This window comes from Vibrio mimicus CAIM 602, from assembly GCF_000338875.1.
Taxonomy (GTDB): Bacteria; Pseudomonadota; Gammaproteobacteria; order Enterobacterales; family Vibrionaceae; genus Vibrio; species Vibrio mimicus.
In genome coordinates this window covers 1-6,042 of the sequence record NZ_AOMO01000056.1, presented here as the reverse complement: position 1 = coordinate 6,042, position 6,042 = coordinate 1, and the positions used below count along the sequence as shown (strand labels likewise).

Genomic DNA, 6,042 nt, shown 5'->3' with positions numbered 1-6,042 from the left:
CTCCGAGACAGCCAAATCCGATAAGTAACAGCAGTAATGAAAATCTGTCACCGAACGAGCAATACCGACAAGCCACTCACCAATCCAAGCTGAAACAAGCAAATCTGCATGTGCCAACATCCCACTGATACATTCGTGATTATCGGTTGGACGTCTAGCTCCAAGCGTTGTCTGATTGAGGAGGTCAACAAACTGCTCTGGCGTAATTGGGCGATTTACAAAATACTCAACTTCCATTTTTTACTTTCCTTTAAAGCCCAAAGTTCAACTTGCTTATAACGCCCGCCTAAGGGGCTGGCAACGAATGACACTAAACTTAAACATAACAACTGTAACCACCGCGGCTCAATGGGAGTGGAAACGCTACGCGTTGGCAGTCCCTCTTAAGGCGTTTGTTATGTGTTTGAATACGTTGATACTTCAATAATATTCCCATCTGGGTCTCTGAAATAGAATGATGTGATTACACCTTGTGCACCTGTACGTTTTACAGGTCCTTCCATGATAGTCACGCCTTGATTCTCTACATGCTTCATCGCATCAGATAGAACTATGTCGATAATAAAGCACAAATCTGCGCTCCCAACTCTGACATTTTGAGCTTTAGGTTCAAACTCATTACCGAGTTGATGAAGATTGATTTTCTGGTGACCAAACTCTAGAGCAATCCGACCAGCGCCAAAACTAACAGCTTTCATGCCCAACACTTTTTCATAAAAGTTCGTTGTTGTTGGAATATCTGCAACAGTCAAAACCAAATGATCAAGGTGACTAATTTTCATCAGAAACTCCATTTTCTAGGAAAACACATAACGCCCGTCTAAGGGGCTGGCAACGCATTAACACTAAACTCAAACACAACAACCGTAACCACCGCGGCTCATTGGGACTTGAAACGCCACGCGTTGACAGTCCCTCTTGAGGCGTTTGTTATGAGCAGCTAGCTAAAGGTTACTCGATTGCTTTTAACACTCGTGCTGGATTGCCACCAATGACAACATTGCTACCAAAATTCTTTGTTACAACGGCTCCCGACGCAACAACAATATTGTCACCTAACGTTACTCCTGGGTTGATCGTTGCATGACCTCCAATCCAACAGTTGTTACCTATTCTGATTGGCTTTCCAAACTCTAACCCACTGTTTCTTTGAATCGGATCGATTGGATGAGTTGCCGTATAAATACCGACCTGTGGTGCTATAAAACAGTTATCGCCAATACGAACTTCCGCTACGTCCAAAATAACACAGCCAAAATTGGCATAGAAATTCTCACCAACGTGTATATTCAGCCCGTAATCGCAGTTGAAGGTAGATTCAATGTGAATGCTATTTCCTGTAGAACCTAACAAGGATTTGATTATCTCTACTCTTTTATCTAGGCAACTTACACTTGTTTGATTTAGCTTCTCTGTGAGTAAACGAGCCTCAAGACGCAGCTTGACGAGCTCTGCGTCACTCGGATCGTAATACTCACCAGAGAGCATTTTTTCTCTTTCTGTCATATACAACTCAGTTCTAAATTTTAATGCTGCTCATAACGCCCGCCTAAGGGGCAGACAACGCTACTACTAACTTTCCGCATAACACCGTAGCCACAAAAACCAACGCATAATAAAAATGCCGCGCGTTGGCTGTCCCTCTTGAAGCGTTTGTTATGTTTTAATTAGTTCATCAATTCTCAATTTGAGAGCTTCACTACAATGCTTACTAGTTTTTAGCTTCTCCAACCAACGAATGTCTGAGGATCTCATATTGAGTTTATCATCAGCCTCCAAGTGCTTGAGCATTGCATCAATGTCACTATTAGATAGCCATTCTAAATAGTCACAAAAGGTGCGCCAAGTTGACCAACATTTACCGCGCTCTGATGGTGCCGACCAACGTAGAATATCAATAATATGAAGGATTCTAGGTTCAAAAACTGGCGAATCTGGAAATTGAGATATTCTTAAAATATTCATGAAAGGCTTGCTAGCAGTATAAAAATCCCATACGCCATCTGTTTTTGAACATGCCTTTAGAACCGACATGTGAAACTGGTCGCGAACCTCTTCAGAAGGATAATGACTTTTATTAGAGATAGTGACAACAGCTTGAATGAACTGGTCAATCTCTCTATATGACATTCTATTTTCGGGTTGTAGTAATTCACCGCCAAACTCTTTATAAAGTACCGGATAAGATAATATTTCGACTAGTGCAGAAATCGCTTGATCTCGAGACTCCTTATTGTTGAAGCTATTGAGAATATCTTCATCAGTTATAGGCTTATTTTCTACGATTTTTGTAGAGAGCTCCCTCAAGCGCTTTTCAATATTTTTGTATTGGATTAAGAATCGCTTATTTGATTTTTTGTACTCTGTATATTCTTTAGCAAGATCTTCAAGAAACTCACCTATTTCGGCTTTTATGATAAATATGTTTTTATCTTGGAATAGTAAGCGAGACTCTTCCAACACATTGTCACTTACACTTGGGTAAACAATCATAAACGCGGGAGGCTTCTCTTCACCCAAATCGGCGTAAACTTCATCATAGAGAAAGCCGATATTTGGATCCGTTAAGCTGTAGCCGATAAATATCGGAGATGCTTCCGAGAATAGTGTGTAAATCTTACGATTCAAATAAGTGTCTTCACGTTGAAACGAAAAGTACTGACTTTGGGTCACGACTATTGAATCTGGACGACCTAGATCTCCGTGAATTTTGAATATATTTTTTCCATTGCTGGTGACTTTAGGACACGAGTCTTTTCTAACAACGACATTAGCTAATCCATCAAAGATATTTTCGAGTACATTATCCCAGTTAGTGGTGACTATCATGTTAGGAGCAAGTGCTCTGAAACGTCGTATCCAACTTGGATCAGCAGTATCCTTTTTGAGGTCTAATAGAGCCCCTGATACAAGCGAATTAAACTCATATTCGGAATAATTGTGATGAGTTCTAGAAAAAGAGAAAAGCAGTTCTGCTGCCTTAAGAGGATTGCTCAAATCCAATACTAATGGATACTCAATTTTCTTGCTTATCTCTACAAGAACATCCCCCCAACTCCCATATCCAAATTATAAGAAAAACCTGAACCTACCCAAAAGAAGTAGTTTTCGGTAAACACTGATGCAAAAAGACTCTGCTTTGCATCTTCAGATAAATGTTCAATACAACTCATAACTATCCTATTAAAACATAACGCCCGCCTAAGGGGCTGGCAACGCACTACCACTAAACTCAAACGCAACAACCGTAACCACCGCGCCTCAATGGCACTGGAAACGCCACGCGTTGACAGTCCCTCTTAAGGCGTTTGTTATGTGATTGTTGCTCACGATCTATCTCTTATTAATCGATATAATCAATATGCACCCAATGAAATAGATAACAAGGGAAATTACATGAAATCGCTTATTTCTGAAACTTTAATTAGTCTTGCAAACCAAGAACCTGAGCAACACGCTGAAACTCGACAGTACTTATATGAACAGTTGGATTTGTCTTTTGAGAAACAACTCGCTTTGTATTCTTGTGCTTTAGGGCCAGCAAGTTCTGGAAAACTTGAAAGTAATAAAGACTTCACTAAAGCAATTGAGAGTGCTATTAGAATATTAGAAATGCCTGAACATTAATTATGTTCATCATCTATTACACAGCCCAAATCAAAAGGGCTGTTTTTGTTTATGCTCCATCACATAACGCCCGCCTAAGGGGCTGGCAACGCATAACGCTAAACTCAAACACAACAACCGAAACCACCGCGGCTCAATGGGACTGGAAACGCCACGCGTTGACAGTCCCTCTTCAGGCGTTTGTTAGGCATTTTTTGCACCTAAGACAGACCTCTGCTGCCATGAACCTAAAGCAAACAGGCCGCCAATAGACAAACATATACCAGAACTAATTAACCAAAATGTCAGGCTGTTTTCTGGAAACATTGGCATTAACCCAACGAAAGAAATGCCACGTAGTAAAAATATGCTGGTAATGAGGATTAAGGCTAATTTTGTATGTGGTAAACGCTTAATTGCACCAGCACCAGACAGGGCGTAAAGCGCACAAATAAGAAGCACCAAAACGATGACAGAGGTAACAACTGTCGGATACCAAAGTCCTTGCTCTGCCATCCGTGCCATCTGCTCACCTGCACCAAAGAAGCGATACCAATCGCCTCCGAAAGCAATACAGCCAATATGAGCAAGTGCGGCAGCAAAACAACATATTGCCGCAATAAATAGGTACTTATTTCTTGAAATGTGCATCTTTCCTCCCTGAATGCCTAACGCCCGCCTAAGGGGCTGACAACGCATTACCACTAAACTCAAACACAACAACTGCAACCACCGCGGCTCAATGGGACTGGAAACGCTACGCGTTGACAGTCCCTCTTGAGGCGTTTGTTAGCTTCGTAGCCTGTTGTTTCACAATGATTTTTAAAAAATTTCCCTGAAATGCATTTTACGCAAAAGCATCACACAAACACACGTCCAACGCCAAAAGCTGTGAAGTGGGCTGCCAAAACTTAAAACGATCTAGGCTAAGTTGGCCACGGTTAAGAGTCCGCGACAAAGAAAGCCAGATCACAGCGATGATTCAGCCTTTTATGAAACTAAACTTGCCGAGTTGAACATCTAACAACACTGAAGCATCGAGGCTTGCTAGTTTTCAGCGACTTTGAAACCACTGAACTTTCAACACATTCGACCAAAACAGCATCAAGAACAAACTCAAAAGCCAAATTGTGCAATTTGAACGCTAGAAGCTGATTTTTTCAGAACGATTAAATTTAGATTTTGATGATTTTTGCTTTAAGAAGCTAACGCCGCGTTAAGGGGTGAATGCCGCACAAACCAACTTCCCGCAGACCACTTTCATCACTAAAACTCACCGCATACCAAAAATGCCATGCGGCATGAATCCCTCTTGAACGCCTTGTTATGTGTGTACTTCTTTGTAGGCGAAAGAACTAGCAAATACTTGGATATCGTCTCCTGATTGCATCTCTATAATGTACGCTCCTTTCTCTGACACTCTTACTTCGTTGACTGAAACCGATGGTCCCCACGGCTCTGATTGGGTTATATTCACGGCTGATACCTCTGAGAAACCAATTTCGAAATGCACGCTCTCTTTCGAGCATAGTAATCCAGTTATTCGAACTGATTTTTGCTCCCACAAATACTCGATAGATTGAACGACCGAATCATGCAAACGTAAATCTGGAAATCTCATATAATCCTCAAAACACATAACGCCACGTTAAGGCGTGAGTAAAAGTGTGCCAAAATTGGAGCGAAGCGAAATTGGCACGCGTTTACGAATCGCTCTTGAACGTTTTGTTATGCATTTCTGTGACGCTGAATGTCAGGCAACAACAACTTTTGGTAGTAACTTGAATCATGCATCTCGTCCCAAGCACGTAAACCATAAAATGCAGAAAGGAAGTTCCTTATAATGCCAGATCCAACGACTGTTGCTCCAATCCACCCATTAATGGCAGTCTCTCTATAAGGCAGGATATCTTCACTTATCTCGACTTCTTTATTTGAAACTCGAGTCCATGAACCTCTGTTAAAAAGATCTTTGGTTACAAACTGGACTGAAATAGGCCTTGATAGATCGTAATCTTCAAAATTATTTTTAATATCAAAGAAAGCACAAGTAAAAGAATTAAGTACTTCCTTATTAATTTCAACAATCTGTCCAAGCACCAACGAGTCGTCTTCAATTTGCACCCAGAATACATCTCCGACTTTAGCTACTTGTCTTGGCATAGACTCTCCTTATGCATAACGCCCAATTAAGGTGTGAGGCACGCAATACCGATGCTTCCGCATACCACCTTAACCACTAAAACCAACGCATACCAAAAATGCCACGCGTGCCGAATCACTCTTAAATTGTTTGTTATAAAGCGGACTCTGCGTTAAATGCCTTTTCTAACCACACTGAGCTTATGTTCTGCCCATGTTTCTTCGCATATTCATTGAACACTCCGACTTCTCTGAAACCAAACCGTTTATGTAATGCAACTGATGCGTCGTTTG

Annotated in this window: 9 protein-coding genes; 1 reads left to right on the top strand and 8 read right to left on the bottom strand. The window is 41.2% G+C overall.

Going from position 1 to position 6,042, the window contains the following annotated elements; all coding sequences use genetic code 11:
- From D908_RS03880 to D908_RS03895, 4 genes are all read right to left on the bottom strand, one after another.
- A partial coding sequence (locus D908_RS03880; RefSeq protein ID WP_005526511.1) for a hypothetical protein occupies positions 1–237 on the bottom strand: 237 nt, incomplete at its 3' end.
- Positions 238–395: 158 nt separating this feature from the next.
- Positions 396–782, bottom strand: a complete 387-nt coding sequence (locus D908_RS03885) for a VOC family protein (protein ID WP_032467708.1) — start codon at positions 780–782, stop codon at positions 396–398.
- A 169-nt stretch (positions 783–951) separates the two neighbouring features.
- Complete coding sequence (locus tag D908_RS03890) at positions 952–1,506, bottom strand: sugar O-acetyltransferase (RefSeq protein WP_032467707.1); 555 nt, start codon at positions 1,504–1,506, stop codon at positions 952–954.
- Positions 1,507–1,656: 150 nt separating this feature from the next.
- Complete coding sequence (locus tag D908_RS03895) at positions 1,657–3,003, bottom strand: SIR2 family NAD-dependent protein deacylase (RefSeq protein WP_005526505.1); 1,347 nt, start codon at positions 3,001–3,003, stop codon at positions 1,657–1,659.
- 393 nt (positions 3,004–3,396) lie between these two features.
- Between D908_RS03895 and D908_RS03900 the strand changes: the two genes are divergently transcribed.
- A complete protein-coding gene (locus D908_RS03900) occupies positions 3,397–3,627 on the top strand; it encodes a PAS factor family protein (RefSeq protein WP_005526503.1) in 231 nt (76 codons plus the stop codon).
- 183 nt (positions 3,628–3,810) lie between these two features.
- On the opposite strand, the gene D908_RS03905 is transcribed toward D908_RS03900, so the two are convergent.
- From D908_RS03905 to D908_RS03920, 4 genes are all read right to left on the bottom strand, one after another.
- Positions 3,811–4,257 (bottom strand): hypothetical protein, encoded by a 447-nt coding sequence (locus tag D908_RS03905; protein WP_005526502.1) that lies wholly within the window; start codon positions 4,255–4,257, stop codon positions 3,811–3,813.
- 196 nt (positions 4,258–4,453) lie between these two features.
- On the bottom strand, positions 4,454–4,588 hold the full coding sequence (locus D908_RS20715) for a DUF645 family protein (RefSeq protein ID WP_235047383.1): 135 nt from the start codon (positions 4,586–4,588) through the stop codon (positions 4,454–4,456).
- Between the two features lie 746 nt (positions 4,589–5,334).
- Positions 5,335–5,769 (bottom strand): Imm26 family immunity protein, encoded by a 435-nt coding sequence (locus D908_RS03915; RefSeq protein ID WP_005526496.1) that lies wholly within the window; start codon positions 5,767–5,769, stop codon positions 5,335–5,337.
- Between the two features lie 133 nt (positions 5,770–5,902).
- The coding region (locus tag D908_RS03920; protein WP_005526492.1) for a GNAT family N-acetyltransferase at positions 5,903–6,042 on the bottom strand (140 nt) is incomplete at its 5' end.

Coding starts and splice junctions, on each gene's coding strand:
- D908_RS03885 (WP_032467708.1), bottom strand. CDS start 782: ATGAAAATTAGTCACCTTGATCATTTGGTTTTGACTGTTGCAGATATT.
- D908_RS03890 (WP_032467707.1), bottom strand. CDS start 1,506: ATGACAGAAAGAGAAAAAATGCTCTCTGGTGAGTATTACGATCCGAGT.
- D908_RS03900 (WP_005526503.1), top strand. CDS start 3,397: ATGAAATCGCTTATTTCTGAAACTTTAATTAGTCTTGCAAACCAAGAA.
- D908_RS03905 (WP_005526502.1), bottom strand. CDS start 4,257: ATGCACATTTCAAGAAATAAGTACCTATTTATTGCGGCAATATGTTGT.
- D908_RS03915 (WP_005526496.1), bottom strand. CDS start 5,769: ATGCCAAGACAAGTAGCTAAAGTCGGAGATGTATTCTGGGTGCAAATT.